18 protein-coding genes are annotated in these 16,736 nt (G+C 56.6%); 15 read left to right on the top strand and 3 right to left on the bottom strand.

From position 1 onward, the window contains the following. Nucleotides 1-63: 63 nt before the first annotated feature. From AAZT04_RS13360 to hisP, 15 genes are all read left to right on the top strand, one after another. Nucleotides 64-837, top strand: a complete 774-nt coding sequence (locus tag AAZT04_RS13360) for an AraC family transcriptional regulator (RefSeq protein ID WP_149572623.1) — start codon at nt 64-66, stop codon at nt 835-837. Nucleotides 838-1,014: 177 nt separating this feature from the next. Next, nucleotides 1,015-2,136 carry a 4-phosphoerythronate dehydrogenase PdxB gene (pdxB, locus tag AAZT04_RS13355; protein ID WP_048763003.1) on the top strand — a complete coding sequence of 374 codons (1,122 nt, stop codon included), beginning with the start codon at nt 1,015-1,017 and terminating at the stop codon, nt 2,134-2,136. Nucleotides 2,137-2,225: 89 nt separating this feature from the next. Further along, nucleotides 2,226-3,236, top strand: coding sequence for an aspartate-semialdehyde dehydrogenase (locus AAZT04_RS13350; protein ID WP_046373047.1), 1,011 nt, complete (start codon nt 2,226-2,228; stop codon nt 3,234-3,236). Continuing rightward, nucleotides 3,236-4,057 carry a tRNA pseudouridine(38-40) synthase TruA gene (gene truA, locus AAZT04_RS13345; RefSeq protein WP_129983426.1) on the top strand — a complete coding sequence of 274 codons (822 nt, stop codon included), beginning with the start codon at nt 3,236-3,238 and terminating at the stop codon, nt 4,055-4,057. The genes AAZT04_RS13350 and truA overlap by 1 nt, the downstream gene beginning before the upstream one ends. A 75-nt stretch (nt 4,058-4,132) precedes the next feature. After that, entirely contained in the window at nt 4,133-4,795 is a 663-nt protein-coding gene (locus AAZT04_RS13340; protein WP_020827873.1) for a DedA family protein, read from the top strand. A 233-nt stretch (nt 4,796-5,028) separates the two neighbouring features. Beyond that, nucleotides 5,029-5,937: an acetyl-CoA carboxylase, carboxyltransferase subunit beta gene (gene accD / locus AAZT04_RS13335; RefSeq protein ID WP_020827872.1), complete on the top strand. Its 909-nt coding sequence runs from the start codon at nt 5,029-5,031 to the stop codon at nt 5,935-5,937. Nucleotides 5,938-6,144: 207 nt separating this feature from the next. Beyond that, nucleotides 6,145-7,410 (top strand): bifunctional tetrahydrofolate synthase/dihydrofolate synthase, encoded by a 1,266-nt coding sequence (gene folC, locus AAZT04_RS13330; protein ID WP_116690063.1) that lies wholly within the window; start codon nt 6,145-6,147, stop codon nt 7,408-7,410. Then, entirely contained in the window at nt 7,411-8,175 is a 765-nt protein-coding gene (gene dedD, locus AAZT04_RS13325; RefSeq protein WP_048763008.1) for a cell division protein DedD, read from the top strand. It abuts the gene before it with no gap. A 232-nt stretch (nt 8,176-8,407) separates the two neighbouring features. Next, nucleotides 8,408-8,908, top strand: a complete 501-nt coding sequence (gene cvpA / locus AAZT04_RS13320; RefSeq protein ID WP_129983425.1) for a colicin V production protein — start codon at nt 8,408-8,410, stop codon at nt 8,906-8,908. A gap of 21 nt (nt 8,909-8,929) precedes the next feature. Next, the gene (gene purF / locus AAZT04_RS13315; RefSeq protein WP_020827868.1) at nt 8,930-10,447 is read left to right on the top strand and encodes an amidophosphoribosyltransferase; all 1,518 of its coding nucleotides are present in this window, start codon (nt 8,930-8,932) and stop codon (nt 10,445-10,447) included. 131 nt (nt 10,448-10,578) lie between these two features. Next, nucleotides 10,579-11,151, top strand: coding sequence for a UbiX family flavin prenyltransferase (locus AAZT04_RS13310; RefSeq protein ID WP_020827867.1), 573 nt, complete (start codon nt 10,579-10,581; stop codon nt 11,149-11,151). A 302-nt stretch (nt 11,152-11,453) separates the two neighbouring features. Then, complete coding sequence (gene hisJ, locus AAZT04_RS13305; RefSeq protein ID WP_020827866.1) at nt 11,454-12,236, top strand: histidine ABC transporter substrate-binding protein HisJ; 783 nt, start codon at nt 11,454-11,456, stop codon at nt 12,234-12,236. A gap of 85 nt (nt 12,237-12,321) precedes the next feature. Next, a complete protein-coding gene (locus AAZT04_RS13300; protein ID WP_020827865.1) occupies nt 12,322-13,008 on the top strand; it encodes a histidine ABC transporter permease HisQ in 687 nt (228 codons plus the stop codon). Next, nucleotides 13,005-13,709 (top strand): ABC transporter permease, encoded by a 705-nt coding sequence (locus tag AAZT04_RS13295; RefSeq protein WP_020827864.1) that lies wholly within the window; start codon nt 13,005-13,007, stop codon nt 13,707-13,709. The genes AAZT04_RS13300 and AAZT04_RS13295 overlap by 4 nt, the downstream gene beginning before the upstream one ends. 18 nt (nt 13,710-13,727) lie before the next feature. Then, entirely contained in the window at nt 13,728-14,501 is a 774-nt protein-coding gene (gene hisP / locus AAZT04_RS13290) for a histidine ABC transporter ATP-binding protein HisP (protein WP_020827863.1), read from the top strand. A gap of 44 nt (nt 14,502-14,545) precedes the next feature. Here the strand turns inward: hisP and AAZT04_RS13285 are convergent, their stop codons facing one another. The 3 genes from AAZT04_RS13285 to yfcG all read right to left on the bottom strand — a co-directional run bounded on the left by AAZT04_RS13285 (nt 14,546) and on the right by yfcG (nt 16,594). After that, a complete protein-coding gene (locus AAZT04_RS13285; RefSeq protein ID WP_046373050.1) occupies nt 14,546-15,460 on the bottom strand; it encodes a TIGR01777 family oxidoreductase in 915 nt (304 codons plus the stop codon). Between the two features lie 28 nt (nt 15,461-15,488). Then, on the bottom strand, nt 15,489-15,860 hold the full coding sequence (gene folX, locus AAZT04_RS13280) for a dihydroneopterin triphosphate 2'-epimerase (RefSeq protein ID WP_012146035.1): 372 nt from the start codon (nt 15,858-15,860) through the stop codon (nt 15,489-15,491). A gap of 104 nt (nt 15,861-15,964) precedes the next feature. Further along, a complete protein-coding gene (gene yfcG / locus AAZT04_RS13275; RefSeq protein WP_020827861.1) occupies nt 15,965-16,594 on the bottom strand; it encodes a GSH-dependent disulfide bond oxidoreductase in 630 nt (209 codons plus the stop codon). Nucleotides 16,595-16,736: the final 142 nt, after the last annotated feature.

Below are 16,736 nucleotides of genomic sequence, written 5' to 3'. Positions count from 1 at the left end.
TATTATATATAGCGATATTCAGACAAATTTTCTGCCAAACAAGACAAGTAACGGGGCGAAACCATGCCAGAAATCCGCCATTATCCCGAAGCGCTGATCCCGGCGCCGCGGCCGGTGCAGTTCCGCTGCGAAGAGTTCAATGCGCGTACCGAGTTCCAGCCACATCGCCACAGCTGGGGACAGTTGATGTGGGTAAAGGCTGGCGTCATGGTGCTGCGTATCGGCGGCCAGCGCTTTTTGGCACCGCCGGAATTTGTGTTGTGGGCGCCGGCGGAGATTGAACATTCCTGCTATAACCAGCGCTTGGCGCAGTGTCGCATGGTGGATATTGCGCTGCCGCTGTGCGCCGGTTTGCCGGAAGAACCTTGTCTGGTCAGCGTTACCCCGATTTTCCGCGCCATTGCCGAAGATTTTTACGCTCGCAAACAATACATCCCGCAAAGCAAACAGGATTTACGCCTGTGCCGCGCGTTGATCGACCAACTGCATGTCTCACCGGTGCAGCAAACTTATCTGCCGACCTCCGAAGACAAATTTTTGGCACCGGTGTTGGAAGCCCTGGAGCACTGTCCGTCGGACAATACCTCGCTCGCCATCTGGGCCACTCGGGTCTACACCACTGAACGCACGCTGTCGCGCCGCTGCCAGCAGGACTTGGGGATGTCGTTTAGCGAATGGCGTCAGCGCCTGCGTTTTTTGCATGCTGTTTCGCTGTTGGAGCAGGGTAAAACCGTACAGGAGGTTGCGCTGGAAGTGGGCTATAGCTCTGCGTCGGCGTTTATCGTCATGTTTCAGCAAATCGCCGGCACCACCCCCGAGCGCTTTCGCCGGGCATGATTCAGTGGCACACTATTTCCCAGATAACTCTTCATACTTGACGCCGCCTCTGCGTTGGCTGCGAGCACTCACCCCAGCCACTTATTTGAGTAAGCTTCTGGGGACTCCTGCTCTTACCGCCTTGATGCAGCGCCAATTATTTTGGGTATAAATAGCCGTAAACCGTCGGAGCAACAAGTGAAAATCCTGGTTGATGAAAATATGCCGTACGCGACTGAATTATTCAGTCGCTTGGGGAACGTACAGGCCGTGCCTGGCCGCCCAATTCCGAGTGATGCGTTGGCGGATGCCGATGCGTTGATGGTGCGCTCGGTGACCAAAGTGAATGAAGCGCTGCTGGCCGGCACCCGCATTGGTTTTGTCGGCACCGCGACAGCTGGCACCGATCACGTAGACGACGCCTGGCTGCAACAGCAGGGCATAGGTTTTTCTGCGGCACCGGGGTGCAACGCCATTGCCGTGGTGGAATATGTCTTCTCCGCGCTGATGTTGCTGGCTGAACGTGACGGTTTTCACCTGCGCGATAAAACCGTCGGCATTATCGGCGTCGGCAACGTAGGTTCACGGCTGGATGCCCGTTTGAAAGCCCTGGGCGTGCGTACCTTACTGTGCGATCCGCCGCGTGCCGATCGTGGTGACAGCGGCGAGTTCTGGCCATTGGAGAAGCTGGTGGCGGAAGCTGACGTGCTGACCTTCCATACGCCGCTCAATAAATCCGGCCCTTATCATTCACTGCATTTGGCTGACGCCGAACTGCTGGCGGCACTGCCGGAGAATCGCATTCTGATCAACGCTTGCCGCGGTCCGGTAGTCGACAACGCGGCGCTGTTGCAGGCGCTGGAAAAAGGCAAAAAGCTGAGCACGGTGCTGGACGTGTGGGAACCGGAGCCGGAGCTGTCTCTGCCGCTGCTGGCGCGGGTCGATATCGGTACCGCGCATATCGCCGGTTACACGCTGGAGGGCAAGGCGCGCGGCACGACGCAGGTCTTCGAGGCCTTCAGCCGCCACCTGGGACAGCCGCAGCAGATCGAACTGGCCTCATTGTTGCCGGTGCCTGAGTTCAGTCAGATCCAGCTCAATGGGCCACTGGACGAAGGCAAATTAAAACGATTGATGCACTTGGTGTATGATGTGCGCCGCGACGACGCGCCGCTGCGTAAAGTGGCCGGGCAACCGGGCGAGTTTGATCGTCTGCGCAAACATTATCAGGAGCGCCGTGAATGGTCTTCATTACGCGTCCAGTGTGATGATAGCGCCAGTGCGGAGCTGCTGCACAAGCTGGGCTTTTCGATCGCGTAAGGCTTTCTTAAGCAACAGTGACTAATTTTGTTATCAGGGCGGCGAATCAGTCGCCCATCTGCATTTGAAAAATACTCTGGAGAAACCCAATGTCTGACGGCTGGAATATCGCTCTGCTTGGCGCCACTGGCGCGGTAGGTGAAGCGTTGCTGGAATTGTTACAGGAACGCCAGTTCCCGGTGGGCGAACTCTATCCTTTGGCCAGCGAACGCAGTGCCGGTGCCACGGTGCGCTTCAATGGCAAATCGGTTCTGGTGCAAAAAGCGGAAGAATTCGACTGGTCACAGGCCCAATTGGCGTTCTTCGTCGCCGGTAGCGAAGCCTCGGCCCGCTATGCGGAAGAAGCCGGCAATATGGGCTGCCTGGTGATCGACACCAGTGGCCTGTTTGCGCTGGAGCCGGACGTTCCGCTGGTGGTACCGGGGGTTAACCCGCAGGTGCTGGCGGATTACCGTAATCGTAATATCGTCGCCGTGGCCGACAGCATGGTCAGCCAACTGCTGACGGCCATCAAACCTTTGACCGAACAGGCCGGGCTTTCCCGTCTGCACGTCACCACCCTGATGTCGGTCTCTGCCCGCGGAAAAGTGGCGGTAGACGATTTGGCCGGTCAGAGTGCGCGCCTGCTGAATGGCATTCCGGCCGAGCCGGGCGTGTTTGCCAAGCAGCTGGCGTTCAACCTGCTGCCGTTGATGACCGACGAGCAGGGCAGCGTGCGCGAGGAACGGTTGATCGTCGACCAGGTGCGTAAAGTGCTGCAGGACGAAGGGCTGCCGATCTCGGTGAGCTGCGTGCAGTCGCCGGTGTTTTACGGCCATGCGCAGGTGGTGCATCTGGAAGCGCTGCGCCCAATTTCTGCGGAAGAAGCGCGCAGCGAGCTGGAGCAGGTAGACGATATCCAACTGAGCGAAGAAGACGACTATCCGACTCAGGTCACTGAAGCTTCCGGCAGCGATGCGCTTAGCCTGGGCTGCTTGCGCAATGACTACGGCATTCCTGAAATTCTGCAGTTCTGGTCGGTCGCCGACAACGTACGCTTCGGTGGTGCGCTGATGGCTATCGAAACCGCAGAGCGTCTGGTGCAGGAGCAGATGTACTGATGTCAGAGGTTGTTTTGCCCACCCAGCCGATCCTGAAAATCGCGCTGGGGATTGAATATGACGGCAGCCATTATTATGGCTGGCAGCGTCAGCAGGAAGTGGCCAGCGTGCAGGCCTGTCTGGAACAGGCCTTGAGCAAGGTGGCCAATGCGCCGATCAACGTGCTGTGCGCCGGACGTACCGACGCCGGGGTGCACGCTACCGGTCAGGTGGTGCATTTTGAAACCACCGCGCAGCGCAAGGACGCCGCCTGGACGATGGGGGTCAACACCCATCTGCCGCCGGATATCGCCGTGCGCTGGGTAACCGGCGTGCCTGAAGATTTCCATGCGCGTTTCAGCGCCACCGCGCGCCGTTACCGCTACATTATTTATAATCACCGCTACCGCCCAGCGGTATTGCAGCAGGGGATGACCCATTTTTATCACCCGCTGGATGCCGACCGGATGGAAAGGGCGGCGCAGGCGCTGCTGGGCGAGAACGACTTTACGTCGTTTCGCGCCGTGCAATGCCAGTCGCGTACTCCCTGGCGTAACGTAAAACACGTTAAGGTTACGCGCCACGGTGAATATATTGTGGTAGATATCAAGGCGAATGCCTTTGTGCATCATATGGTTCGCAACATTGTCGGTAGCCTGATGGAAATTGGCTGCGGCAATCAGGACGAGAACTGGATGGCCGAGTTGCTGGCGCTGAAGGATCGCAATCTGGCTGCGGCTACGGCGCGGGCCGAAGGGTTATACCTGGTGAGCGTTGATTATCCTGAGCACTTTGCTTTACCCCGGCCACCGATGGGGCCACTGTTTTTACCCGACGATTAAACGCCGGCGCGACTGACGCGTTGCTCCCTTGTGTACCTGCCGGGTGGGTGAGACACCCGGTCAAAGAGAGAACCTATGGACATCATCAAGTTTGTGATTGATTTTATTCTGCATATTGACGTGCATCTGGCCGAGCTGGTGGCGCAATACGGTATGTGGGTGTACGGTATTTTGTTCCTGATCCTGTTTTGCGAAACCGGCCTGGTGGTGACGCCTTTCCTGCCGGGGGATTCTCTGCTGTTTGTTGCAGGGGCGCTGGCGGCATTGCCGACCAACGATCTGAATGTGCACACCATGGTGGCGTTGATGATCGGCGCGGCGATACTCGGGGATGCGGTGAACTACACTATTGGGCGGTTGTTCGGGGAAAAGCTGTTCAGTAACCCGAATTCGAAAATCTTTCGCCGCAGCTACCTGGATAAAACCCACCAGTTTTATGAAAAACACGGCGGGAAGACGATCATTCTGGCGCGATTTGTGCCGATCGTGCGTACTTTTGCGCCGTTCGTTGCCGGTATGGGGCATATGTCCTATCGCCATTTTGCTGCCTACAACGTGATTGGCGCACTGGTTTGGGTGCTGCTGTTCACCTATGCTGGTTACCTTTTCGGCGACTTGCCGATCGTGCAGGAAAACCTGAAACTGTTGATCGTGGCTATCATCATTGTTTCAATTCTGCCGGGCATCATTGAAATTTGGCGCCACAAGCGCGCGGCTGCCCGCCAGCAAAAACAGTAAAAACATCGCTCAACCTGTCGGTTCGACCAGTTTTTTATCCACAGTGTCGGGCCGATATGGTTTAATGAGCGACATTTATGGTCTGTTCCTGTTAACAACCTTGAAACCAGTGCCTCTGTCGCGCGCTAGTCGCGTTTTGCTCGGGCACTTTTTCATTGGGTTTGTTTTCGGGGGGATTGTTAAAGCATGAACTGCGGACTGGCGTCTGCCAGGTTCAAACAGAAAGGTCATCGATGAGCTGGATTGAACGAATTCTTAACAAGAGCAATATTACCCAAACCCGTAAGGCGAGTATTCCTGAAGGGGTTTGGACCAAATGCGATAGCTGCGGCCAGGTTCTCTACCGCGCCGAGCTGGAGCGTAATCTGGAAGTGTGCCCGAAATGCGACCACCACATGCGCATGACCGCGCGTATGCGTCTGCATACCCTGCTTGATGAAGGTAGTGAAGTGGAGCTGGGCAGCGAACTGGAGCCGAAAGACGTTCTGAAGTTCAAGGATTCCAAGAAGTATAAGGATCGCCTGGTTGCCGCGCAGAAAGCGACCGGTGAAAAAGATGCATTGGTGGTGATGAAAGGCACGCTGTACGGTATGCCGATCGTTGCCGCTTCATTCGAATTCGCCTTCATCGGCGGCTCCATGTCGTCTGTGGTCGGCGCGCGTTTTGTTCGTGCGGTTGAGCAGGCGCTGGAAGACAACTGTCCGCTGGTGTGTTTCTCTGCCAGTGGCGGCGCCCGTATGCAAGAAGCGCTGATGTCGCTGATGCAGATGGCGAAAACCAGCGCAGCGTTGGCAAAATTGCAGGAGCGCGGTCTGCCGTACATTTCGGTGCTGACCGACCCGACCATGGGGGGCGTTTCCGCCAGTCTGGCCATGCTGGGCGATATCAATATCGCCGAGCCGAAGGCGCTGATCGGCTTTGCCGGCCCACGCGTCATCGAGCAGACGGTGCGTGAAAAACTGCCGCCGGGCTTCCAGCGCAGTGAGTTCCTGATTGAGAAAGGCGCGATCGACATGATCGTGCGTCGCCCGGAAATGCGCCAGACCTTGGCGAGTATCCTTTCCAAGCTGACCAACCAGCCGCAGCCGCATTTCGATGAGGTAGCGCCGGTGGCCGGGCAGGAAAGTCAGGCCGACGCCTGAGGCTGATAAGTCACCCGCGCGGCGCAGGTCTCGCGGGTTTCAACCGTCATTTTGTGGCTAAGTGACGGTTGAAATACCCTTGTAGATTGAGCGTAGCGGTCCATTCCGACGCTTGGAAGACAACGGGTATCATGCAGAGCATCGCCTTTACCGCGGTGAGGGTGGTGCCCTGATGGATTAATGAACCCAAGTTCAGTGACGGGACTCATGCAAAACCACCAAATTCCCCAAGCCACGTCGCCATTGAGCTCGTGGCTTTTCTATCTTGAGCGTCTGCACAGCCAGGCGATCGAACTCGGCCTGGAACGCGTACAGCGCGTTGCAGCGCATCTTGATTTACTCACCCCTGCACCGACGGTGTTCACCGTTGCCGGTACCAACGGCAAAGGCACCACCTGCCGCACCCTGGAAGCCATTTTGATGGCGGCCGGTCTGCGCGTCGGCGTCTACAGCTCGCCGCACCTGGTGCGCTACACCGAGCGTGTGCGCATTCAAGGCGATGAGCTGAGCGAGGCCGAACACAGCCGTTCGTTTGCCGCCATTGAAGCGGGCCGGGGCGAAACCTCACTGACTTACTTCGAATTTGGCACCCTGTCGGCGTTGCAGCTGTTCAAACAGGCTAAGCTTGACGTGGTGATCCTGGAAGTGGGCCTGGGCGGCCGCCTGGACGCAACCAATATCGTCGATCCGAGCGTGGCGGTGGTAACCAGCATCGCGCTGGATCATACCGACTGGCTGGGCAGCGATCGCGAAAGCATTGGCCGCGAAAAGGCCGGTATTTTCCGTGGTGGTAAACCTGCGGTGGTGGGTGAACCGGATATGCCGGTGACCATTCAGCAGGTGGCTGACACGCTGGGGGCGCAGCTGTATCGTCGCGGCGACGCCTGGACCTTCAGCGAACAGGGCGAACGCTGGCAGTGGGAGGGCGGTGGCACCTTGCTGACCGACTTGCCGATGCCAAATGTGCCGCTGGCGAATGCCGCGACGGCGTTGGCGGCGCTGCATTTTTCTGCGCTGGAAATCGATGAACGTGCGATCTTCGCCGGTCTGCAGCAGGCGACGTTGCCTGGGCGCTTCCAGATTGTGCGCCGCGATCCGATGTTGATCCTCGATGTCGCGCATAACCCACACGCAGCCGGTTATCTGGCCGGGCGTCTGGCGACGCTGCCGCGCAATGGCGGTAAAGTGCGCGCGGTGGTGGGCATGCTGTCGGACAAAGACATCGCCGGTACGCTGGCCTGTCTGAGTGAGCAGGTCGATGAGTGGTATTGTGCGCCGCTGGAAGGGCCGCGCGGTGCCAGCGCCGAGCAGTTGGCACAACATTTGACGGAACCGCGGCAGTTCGCCGATGTCGAAACTGCCTGGCGTCAGGCTATGCAGGACGCTGATATTCAGGATATTGTGATCGTCTGTGGATCGTTCCACACCGTTGCACAGGTAATGGCGGCGTTAGACGAGATGCGGGGAGTGTGAGTGGCAAGTAAATTTCAAAACCGATTGGTCGGTACCGTCATTTTGGTTGCGCTGGGGGTGATTATCCTGCCAGGGCTGCTGGACGGTAAAAAGAAACATTATGAGGACGAGTTCGCCGCCATCCCTTTGGTGCCGAAGGCCGGTGATGTGGAAGAAAACGACGTGGTGCCGCCGGTAAGCCAGACGTTGCCGGCCCAACCGCCGGAAGGTGCGGGCGCGATGGTGGAGCAGCAGGCTGCCAATGAAGCGGCGACGCAGCAGGCCATCCGCCAGCCGGCTCAGCAGCCGACCCAGGTTACGCCGCCGCCGGTTGAAACCCGACCGGTACAGCAGCCGAAACCGAAACCGGTTGAGACCAAGCCGGTGGAAGTGAAACCAAAACCGGTGCAGCAGCCGAAACCGGTGGAAGTGAAGCCGGTGGTGAAACCTGAACCTAAGCCAGAGCCGAAACCGGAGCCTACGCCGACACCGAAGCCTGAACCTGCACCCGTGCAGAAACCGGCGGAAGAGAAAGCGCCGGCAGGGCAGGCATATGTGGTGCAGCTCGGGGCGCTGAAGAACGCCGCCAAGGTCAATGAGGTGGTGGCGTCGCTGAGGTTGTCCGGCTATCGTGCCTTTACCGTGCCGTCAACGCCGGTACAGGGGCAGATCACCCGGATTTATGTCGGGCCAGACGCCTCGAAACAGAAACTGCAGTCTTCGCTGCCCGCGCTGAATTCTATCAGCGGCTTGAGCGGTCAGGTGAAGCCGTACGGCGTACGTTAACCGCAGGGGGCACAGCATGCTGTGCCCCGGAACCGAAAGATGACGGTATAATCATTAAAAAAACTGTGCCTTTCGTAGCTGAAATGGCCTATGTAGGCGCGGCGATTGGGAATTTTTTTATCGCCGCTTTTTATTTGTAACGTGGTAGGAAAACCCCTACGCAAACGTTTTCTTTTTCTGTTAGAATTCGCCGCGAATTGGATGCAGGGGCGATTCATCATTGGAATAGTTCATGGTCTGGATTGATTACGTCATTATAGCGGTGATTGGATTTTCGGCTCTGGTTAGCCTGATCCGAGGGTTTGTTCGCGAAGCATTGTCACTTGTGACATGGGGATGTGCGTTTTTTGTTGCCAGCCATTTCTACTCTTACCTTGCGGTCTACTTCACTCGTTTTGAAGATGAACTGGTGCGAAACGGCATAGCGATTGCCATCTTGTTTATCGCGACCCTGATCGTAGGAGCTATTGTTAACTATGTGATTAGCTCACTGGTAGAGAAAACCGGGTTATCAGGCACCGACCGGGTGCTGGGCGTCTGTTTCGGCGCACTGCGCGGCGTGTTAATCGTTTCGGCGATACTGTTTTTCCTGGATACCTTTACCGGCTTTTCACAAAGCGCAGACTGGGAACAGTCGCAGCTTATTCCCCAGTTCAGTTACATCATCAGGTGGTTCTTTGACTACCTGCAGAGCACGTCGAGTTTCTTACCGACCCATTTACCGGGGCGGTAGCGCTGATGAGGAAAAGACAACATGTGCGGTATTGTCGGTATCGCCGGTTTTATGCCGGTAAACCAGTCGATTTATGATGCGTTGACGGTGCTACAGCACCGTGGCCAGGATGCCGCAGGCATCGTCACCATCGATGCCCATAACGGGTTCCGTCTGCGTAAGGCAAACGGTCTGGTGAAGGATGTGTTCGAGGCACGCCATATGCAGCGCTTGCAGGGCAACATGGGTATTGGCCATGTGCGCTACCCGACGGCTGGCAGCTCCAGTGCCTCAGAGGCTCAACCTTTCTATGTAAACTCACCGTTCGGCATTACGCTGGCACACAACGGCAACCTGACCAACGCCCATGAACTGCGTCAAACGCTGTTTGAAAGCGGTCGCCGCCATGTCAACACCACCTCCGATTCCGAGATTTTGCTGAACGTGCTGGCCAGCGAGCTGGACCGTTTCCAACACTATCCGCTGGAGTCCGACAACGTATTCACCGCCGTTGCCGCCATGCATCAGCAGCTGCGCGGCGCTTACGCCTGCGTCGCGATGATCATCGGCCATGGCCTGCTGGCGTTCCGTGACCCTAACGGCATCCGCCCGCTGGTGATTGGCAAACGCACGCTTGAAGACGGCCGCAACGAGTATATGGTTGCTTCCGAGAGCGTGGCGTTGGATACGTTGGGCTTCGAGTTCCTGCGCGATGTGGCACCGGGGGAAGCGGTGTACATCACCGATAAGGGCCAACTGTTCACTCGTCAGTGTGCAGAGAACCCAAAAACCAACCCGTGCCTGTTCGAATACGTTTACTTCGCCCGTCCAGACTCCTTTATGGACAAGATTTCGGTCTACAGCGCCCGCGTGCGCATGGGGCAGAAGCTGGGTGAGAAAATTGCCCGCGAATGGGAAGATTTGGACATCGACGTGGTGATCCCTATCCCGGAAACCTCCTGTGATATCGCGTTGGAAATCGCCCGTATCCTGGACAAGCCGTATCGTCAGGGCTTTGTGAAGAACCGCTACGTCGGCCGTACCTTCATCATGCCGGGTCAGCAGGCGCGTCGCCAATCGGTACGCCGCAAACTGAATGCCAACCGCGCCGAATTCCGCGACAAGAACGTGCTGCTGGTGGACGATTCCATCGTGCGCGGTACCACGTCTGAACAGATCGTGGAAATGGCGCGCGACGCCGGGGCGAAGCGTGTTTATCTGGCTTCCGCAGCGCCGGAGATTCGTTTCCCCAACGTGTACGGCATCGACATGCCAAGCGCCAACGAACTGATTGCCCACGGCCGTGAAGTGGATGAAATCCGCCAGATCATCGGCGCCGACGGTTTGATCTTCCAGAATCTGGACGATCTGATTGAAGCGGTGCGTGAAGAGAACCCGGACATCAGCCAGTTCGAATGCTCGGTATTCAACGGTATCTACGTCACCAAAGACGTCGACCAGAGCTACCTCGAGTATCTGGAATCGCTGCGCAATGACGACGCCAAAGAAATGCGTAGCCAGACCGAAGCGGAAAATCTGGAAATGCACAACGAAGGCTAAGCCTTCGCACTGACCAAAATGGTGCACCGCGGCGGTCGCTGCGGTGCATTATTCCCGCCTGACTTGCTTATATAGCGCCATTGCGGCAAAGTCTGCCTGATCCTATTTTTTCCGTGGCAGAGGCCAGCTTTATGAAAAGAATCATCATCGGTATTTCCGGCGCCAGCGGCGCTATCTACGGCGTGCGCCTGCTGCAGGTATTGCGTGACGTCGCAGAGGTGGAAACCCATTTGGTGATGAGTAATGCAGCGCGACAAACGCTGTCGCTGGAAACCGCGCTCAGCCTGCGCGAAGTGCAGGCGCTGGCCGATGTGGTACATGACTCGCGCGATATTGGCGCCAGCATCTCTTCCGGATCGTTCAAAACTATCGGGATGGTGATTTTACCTTGCTCAATCAAAACGTTGTCCGGTATCGCCAACAGCTACAGCGATGGTCTGCTGACGCGCGCCGCTGACGTGGTGCTTAAAGAGCGTCGCCGGTTGGTGCTGTGCGTGCGTGAAACTCCGCTGCACGTGGGCCACCTGCGCCTGATGACTCAAGCGGCAGAAATGGGGGCCGTCATTATGCCGCCGGTGCCGGCGTTTTATCACCGCCCCGAAAGTGTAGAAGACATCATCGACCAAACGGTGAACCGGGTGGTCGATCAGTTCGATATTGAATTACCCAAAGATTTATTTTCCCGCTGGCAAGGTGCCAATTAACAAATTTCTCTCCAATTTGGCACATTTGTGCAACACCGCACTGAATTAGGGCGGCACCTGCACCATAATGATCCCACTTCATCACGTTCACTGTTTCAAGGCGCTGGTATTTCTCCATTGCCCGTGGCGCGGCCCAGCCAGGCCGATTTAATTTTGCGGTTATCGTCCCAGGAAACAGTTTTGTGAAGGTCGGAGCCGTTCCCTCCGCCTACAGCAACCAATGTGGCACGATTACTGCAAATTGATTTGGTGGAAAAATAATGCCCGCAGTGGCATCGAAAAAATCAATTTGAGGGTAATTTATGAAAAAGCTGGTTAAGGTTCTTCCTTTAGTCTTGGCTTTAAGCGCGGCAAGCAGCGCATTTGCCGCCGTACCATCGACCTTGAAGATAGGTACCGATCCGACCTATGCACCCTTTGAGTCCAAAAATGCCAAAGGTGAGCTGGTCGGCTTTGATATCGATCTGGCCAAAGAGCTGTGCAAACGCATAAATACCCAATGTACCTTTGTGGAAAGCGATTTTGACGCGCTGATCCCTTCCCTGAAGGCGAAGAAAATTGACGCCATCATTTCCTCTTTGTCGATCACCGAAAAACGCCAGCAGGAAATTGCCTTTACCGACAAGCTGTATGCCGCTAACGCCCGCCTGATCGCGCCGAAAGGGTCGAAACTGTTGCCTACCGTGGATGCGCTGAAAGGCAAGAGCGTCGGCGTGCTGCAGGGCACCACTCAGGAAGCCTATGCCAACGCCATGTGGCAACCTAAGGGCATCACCGTTGTGCCTTATCAGAACCAGGATTTGGTCTACGCCGACCTGGCATCCGGCCGTATCGATGCCGCCTTCCAGGATGAAGTCGCAGGGAGTGATGGCTTCCTGAAACAGCCTCCAGGCAAGGATTACGCTTTCGCCGGCGAATCGGTGAAGGATGACAAATTCTTTGGCGTAGGTACCGGCATGGGCCTGCGCAAGACCGATACCGAGCTCAAGGCGGCGCTGGATAAGGCCTTTGCCGAAATGCGCAAAGACGGCACCTACGACAAGTTTGCGAAGAAATACTTCGACTTTGACGTCTACGGCGGTTAATGCCGCATACCCTTCCATGTTGTGACTACGGGGCCGGTCTGCCGGCCCCGATGGTTCGGGATCCTATGACGACAGGGTGAAGTAAATGCTGCAAGGCTACTCCCAATTGATATTTGAGGGCGCTCTGGTGACGCTGGAGCTGGCCCTCAGTTCCGTACTGCTGGCGGTGGTGATTGGTTTGATCGGCGCCGGTGGCAAGCTTTCCCATAACCGCCTGCTTTCCACGCTGTTTGGCGCTTATACCACGCTGATCCGTGGCGTACCCGATCTGGTACTGATGCTGCTGATTTTCTACGGCCTGCAAATTGCACTTAACAACATCACCGAACTGCTTGGTTTTTCGCAAATCGATATTGATCCGCTCAGCGCGGGGATCATCACCCTCGGGTTTATCTACGGTGCCTATTTCACTGAGACTTTCCGTGGGGCCTTTTTGGCGGTGCCGAAAGGGCAGATAGAAGCGGCCACCGCCTACGGTTTTTCCGGTTCGCAAATATTCCGCCGCATTCTGTTCCCTGCCATGATGCGTTTTGCCCTGCCGGGCATCGGCAATAACTGGCAGGTGATCCTCAAGGCGACGGCGCTGGTGTCGATTCTGGGCCTGAACGACGTGGTGAAGGCCACCCAGTTGGCCGGTAAAGGCACCTATCAGCCGTTCTTCTTCGCGATCGTGGCCGGGGTGGTTTATCTGGTCTTCACCACCGTGTCCAATGGCGTGCTGTTGTGGCTTGAACGGCGTTATTCCCTCGGCGTCCGGAGGGCTGAGCTATGATCGAAATTTTGCAACAGTATTGGCAGTCGTTGTTGTGGAGCGACGGTTATCGCTTTACCGGCGTGGCGGTCACGCTGTGGTTACTGATCTCCTCGGTGGTGATGGGCGGTTTGCTGGCGATCCCGATGGCGGTGGCGCGCGTTTCCTCCATCAGTTGGGTGCGCTTCCCGGTATGGCTGTATACCTACATATTCCGCGGCACGCCGTTGTATGTGCAATTGCTGGTGTTCTACTCCGGCATGTACAGCCTGGAAATCGTGCGCGGTACGGACTTCCTCAACGCCTTCTTCCGCAGCGGGCTCAACTGCACCATTTTGGCGCTGACGCTGAACACCTGCGCCTATACCACCGAAATCTTCGCCGGTGCTATTCGCGCGGTACCGCATGGTGAAATCGAGGCAGCCAATGCCTATGGTTTCTCACGCTTTAAAATGTATCGCTGCATCATTTTACCTTCCGCGCTGCGCACCGCTTTGCCGGCCTACAGCAACGAAGTGATCCTGATGTTGCACTCTACCGCGCTGGCGTTTACCGCCACCGTGCCGGATCTGCTGAAGATAGCGCGTGACATCAATGCGGCGACCTATCAACCGTTTTATGCCTTCGGCATTGCTGCGGTACTGTATCTGATCATCTCCTACGGGTTAATCAGCCTGTTCCGCAAGGCGGAAAAGCGCTGGATGGCACACGTTAATCACTGATAATGACGGGAACACACTATGTCTGAGAATAAATTAGCCGTCACCGAACTGCATAAGCGCTATGGCGAACACGAAGTGTTGAAAGGCGTATCGCTGGCGGCCAACGCAGGGGATGTGATTAGCATCATCGGTTCTTCCGGGTCCGGTAAAAGCACCTTTTTGCGCTGCATTAATTTCCTGGAAAAGCCGAGTGAAGGATCCATTAGCCTGAACAATGAAGATATCCGCATGGTGCGCGACAAGGACGGGCAGCTTAAGGTGTTCGACAAGAAACAGCTGCAGCTGCTGCGTACCCGCCTGACCATGGTGTTTCAGCACTTCAACCTGTGGAGCCACATGACGGTGCTGGAGAACGTGATGGAAGCGCCAGTGCAGGTACTGGGGTTGAGCAAGACCGAGGCGCGTGAGCGCGCGATACGCTATCTGGATAAGGTCGGCATCGATGAACGTGCTCGCGGCAAATACCCGGTGCACCTGTCCGGCGGGCAGCAGCAGCGCGTGTCGATCGCCCGGGCATTGGCGATGGAGCCGGAAGTTTTGCTGTTTGATGAACCGACGTCGGCGCTGGATCCGGAACTGGTAGGGGAAGTGCTGCGCATCATGCAAAAGCTGGCGGAAGAGGGGAAAACCATGGTGGTGGTGACGCACGAGATGGAGTTTGCTCGCCACGTGTCCAGCCACGTGATTTTCCTGCACAAAGGGCTGATCGAAGAGCAGGGGCCACCGGCCGAACTGTTTGGCAATCCGAAAAGCCCGCGTTTACAGCAGTTTCTTTCCGGCGCATTAAAATAATCGATTGTCGGGGCCGGATTTTTCTGGCCCCGATATATTCTTCCTCAGCGGACTGGGTCCCGCTGATTGATCACATCATCCAGCGCCTGCTCCAGCTCCAGAAAGCGGAAGCTGAAGCCTGCCTCTTCCAGCCGTTTCGGCACCGCACGTTGCCCGCCCAAGACCAACACTGCCGCTTCCCCCATCAATAAATGCATGGCGAATGCCGGTACGCGCAAAAATGCCGGTCGATCGAGCACGTTGGCCAACTGAGCGGCAAACTGCTCGTTGTGAACCGGGTAGGGGGCAACCATATTGAAAGGGCCTTGCAGGGTCTGGTGCTCCAGCAAATAGATAATGCCATTGACCATGTCGTCCAGGTGGATCCACGGCAGGTATTGACGGCCACTGCCGATGGGCCCGCCCAGTCCGAAGCGGAACGGCGGCAACATCTTCGCCAGCGCGCCGCCTTTTGCCGCCAGCACCACGCCGGTGCGCAGCAGACAGACGCGGGTGGCATCGCTTTGTGCCTGCAGCGCCAACGATTCCCAACGTTGACACAGCTGGTGGGTGAACTCGTCATGCGGCGCTTCATCTTCGGTGACCACCGCCTGGCCCTGATCGCCATAATAACCGGTCGCGGAACCGGAAATCAGCACGCTGGGCGGGGTACTGCCGGCGTTAATCAATTTCACCAACTGCTCGGTCAGATCCCAACGGCTGTGGCACAGGCGTTCTTTCTGCGCCTTACTCCAGCGCTTGTCGGCGATCGGCTCGCCGGCCAGGTTGATCACGGCGTCAAAGCCATCGAGCGAAGGCTGATCCTGCAACGTTGACCAGTAGCTGACCTGTTCACCGAAGCGCTCACGAGCGCGGGGCACGTTACGGCTCAGCACCGTGACTTGGTGAGAAAGGCCCAACAGCCGCCGCGTCAGGCTGCTCCCTATCAATCCTGTGGCGCCGGTGATCAGGATCCGCATGGTCGATTCTCCCTGAAACAGGTGGTTTTCAGGCCCGGCGATAGCTCATGGTCATCGAAACCGAGTCGGCGTAGCGCAGGGCCAGTAGTTTATCTATCTCTACTTCAGCATAGGTTACCCAGGCATGTTGTTTCACGATATCGAGCACATCCTGAGTTAATTTTTCCAGCAGGGCGAAGCGGTTATCTTCCACATGGCGGATGATGGCTTTGGTGATGGTGCGGTAATTGAGCGCGTCGTCGATATTTTCACTGTCGCGCGCTTTATCCGCCGGGTAGTGGATCACTACGTTAATCAGGATGTCCTGACGATTGTTAATTTCTTCTTCCTTGATACCGATGAAAGTACGCAACCGCAGGTTTTTTATACGAATAATGGCGTCGGGTTGACTGAATGACATCAGAAGATCTCCACAGGTCTGATTATTGCCGCTCAGAATACACGGAAAGTAAGGAAAAGATAACGAGCTAAAGGAAACTCCCCGCGGGTCGGGGAGCGGGAAATTTAGCCCTGTTCGGCCAGCTTGTAGGCGCGTGCGGTAGCGGGACGGTTGCTGATGCGTTCAAACCAGTTGCGTACCGCCGGGTAATCCGCCAGATCGATGCGCTGGCGTGGGTGAGACACCACCCAGGGGTAAGTCGCAATATCAGCGATGCTGTAGTTGTCGCCGCCCAGGTACGGGTGTTTTTGCAGCTCGGCTTCCAACACGGCATACAGACGCTTGGTTTCCAGATGGTAGCGTTCAATGGCGTAGGGCACCGGCTGCGGCGCGTAATGGTTAAAGTGATGGTTTTGCCCGAGCATCGGCCCAAAGCCCGCGACTTGCCAGAACAACCACTGTAGCGTAGCAGCACGCTCGCGCAGGCCTTTGCTCAGCAATTTGCCGGTTTTCTCCGCCAGATACAGCAGGATTTCGCCGGATTCGAACAGGCTGATCGGCGCACCGCCATCAACCGGCTGCTGGTCGACGATGGCCGGAATTTTGTTGTTGGGTGAAATGCTCAGAAAATCCGGCTTGAACTGGTCGCCGGCGCTGATATTTACGCGATGGATACGGTAGGGTAAGCCAACCTCCTCCAGAAACAGGGTAATTTTGTGACCATTGGGAGTAGGCGCGTAATACAGGTCAATCATGTTGCCTCCTGCGGTAAGGTGATCTGTAAGTCATTACACGTTGTTGCGGTCTTCGCCGCGCACAAAGGTATATCAGAGATCTTTCTATAGGGTTACCAACAATAGCAGCTAAGAATAGCAGGCTATGTGAGATTCGTCTGAT

The sequence above is a fragment of the Serratia sp. Je.1.23.a genome, from assembly GCF_051129805.1.
Lineage (GTDB): Bacteria > Pseudomonadota > Gammaproteobacteria > Enterobacterales > Enterobacteriaceae > Serratia > Serratia liquefaciens.
The sequence above is the reverse complement of the archived record's forward strand: the minus strand, read 5'-3'. Positions and strand labels throughout refer to the sequence as shown.

Excerpts from the sequence above, each read along its gene's own strand:
- AAZT04_RS13360 (WP_149572623.1), top strand. The coding sequence starts at position 64 with ATGCCAGAAATCCGCCATTATCCCGAAGCGCTGATCCCGGCGCCGCGG.
- AAZT04_RS13350 (WP_046373047.1), top strand. The coding sequence starts at position 2,226 with ATGTCTGACGGCTGGAATATCGCTCTGCTTGGCGCCACTGGCGCGGTA.
- truA (WP_129983426.1), top strand. The coding sequence starts at position 3,236 with ATGTCAGAGGTTGTTTTGCCCACCCAGCCGATCCTGAAAATCGCGCTG.
- AAZT04_RS13340 (WP_020827873.1), top strand. The coding sequence starts at position 4,133 with ATGGACATCATCAAGTTTGTGATTGATTTTATTCTGCATATTGACGTG.
- accD (WP_020827872.1), top strand. The coding sequence starts at position 5,029 with ATGAGCTGGATTGAACGAATTCTTAACAAGAGCAATATTACCCAAACC.
- folC (WP_116690063.1), top strand. The coding sequence starts at position 6,145 with ATGCAAAACCACCAAATTCCCCAAGCCACGTCGCCATTGAGCTCGTGG.
- cvpA (WP_129983425.1), top strand. The coding sequence starts at position 8,408 with ATGGTCTGGATTGATTACGTCATTATAGCGGTGATTGGATTTTCGGCT.
- purF (WP_020827868.1), top strand. The coding sequence starts at position 8,930 with ATGTGCGGTATTGTCGGTATCGCCGGTTTTATGCCGGTAAACCAGTCG.
- AAZT04_RS13310 (WP_020827867.1), top strand. The coding sequence starts at position 10,579 with ATGAAAAGAATCATCATCGGTATTTCCGGCGCCAGCGGCGCTATCTAC.
- hisJ (WP_020827866.1), top strand. The coding sequence starts at position 11,454 with ATGAAAAAGCTGGTTAAGGTTCTTCCTTTAGTCTTGGCTTTAAGCGCG.
- AAZT04_RS13300 (WP_020827865.1), top strand. The coding sequence starts at position 12,322 with ATGCTGCAAGGCTACTCCCAATTGATATTTGAGGGCGCTCTGGTGACG.
- AAZT04_RS13295 (WP_020827864.1), top strand. The coding sequence starts at position 13,005 with ATGATCGAAATTTTGCAACAGTATTGGCAGTCGTTGTTGTGGAGCGAC.
- hisP (WP_020827863.1), top strand. The coding sequence starts at position 13,728 with ATGTCTGAGAATAAATTAGCCGTCACCGAACTGCATAAGCGCTATGGC.
- AAZT04_RS13285 (WP_046373050.1), bottom strand. The coding sequence starts at position 15,460 with ATGCGGATCCTGATCACCGGCGCCACAGGATTGATAGGGAGCAGCCTG.
- folX (WP_012146035.1), bottom strand. The coding sequence starts at position 15,860 with ATGTCATTCAGTCAACCCGACGCCATTATTCGTATAAAAAACCTGCGG.
- yfcG (WP_020827861.1), bottom strand. The coding sequence starts at position 16,594 with ATGATTGACCTGTATTACGCGCCTACTCCCAATGGTCACAAAATTACC.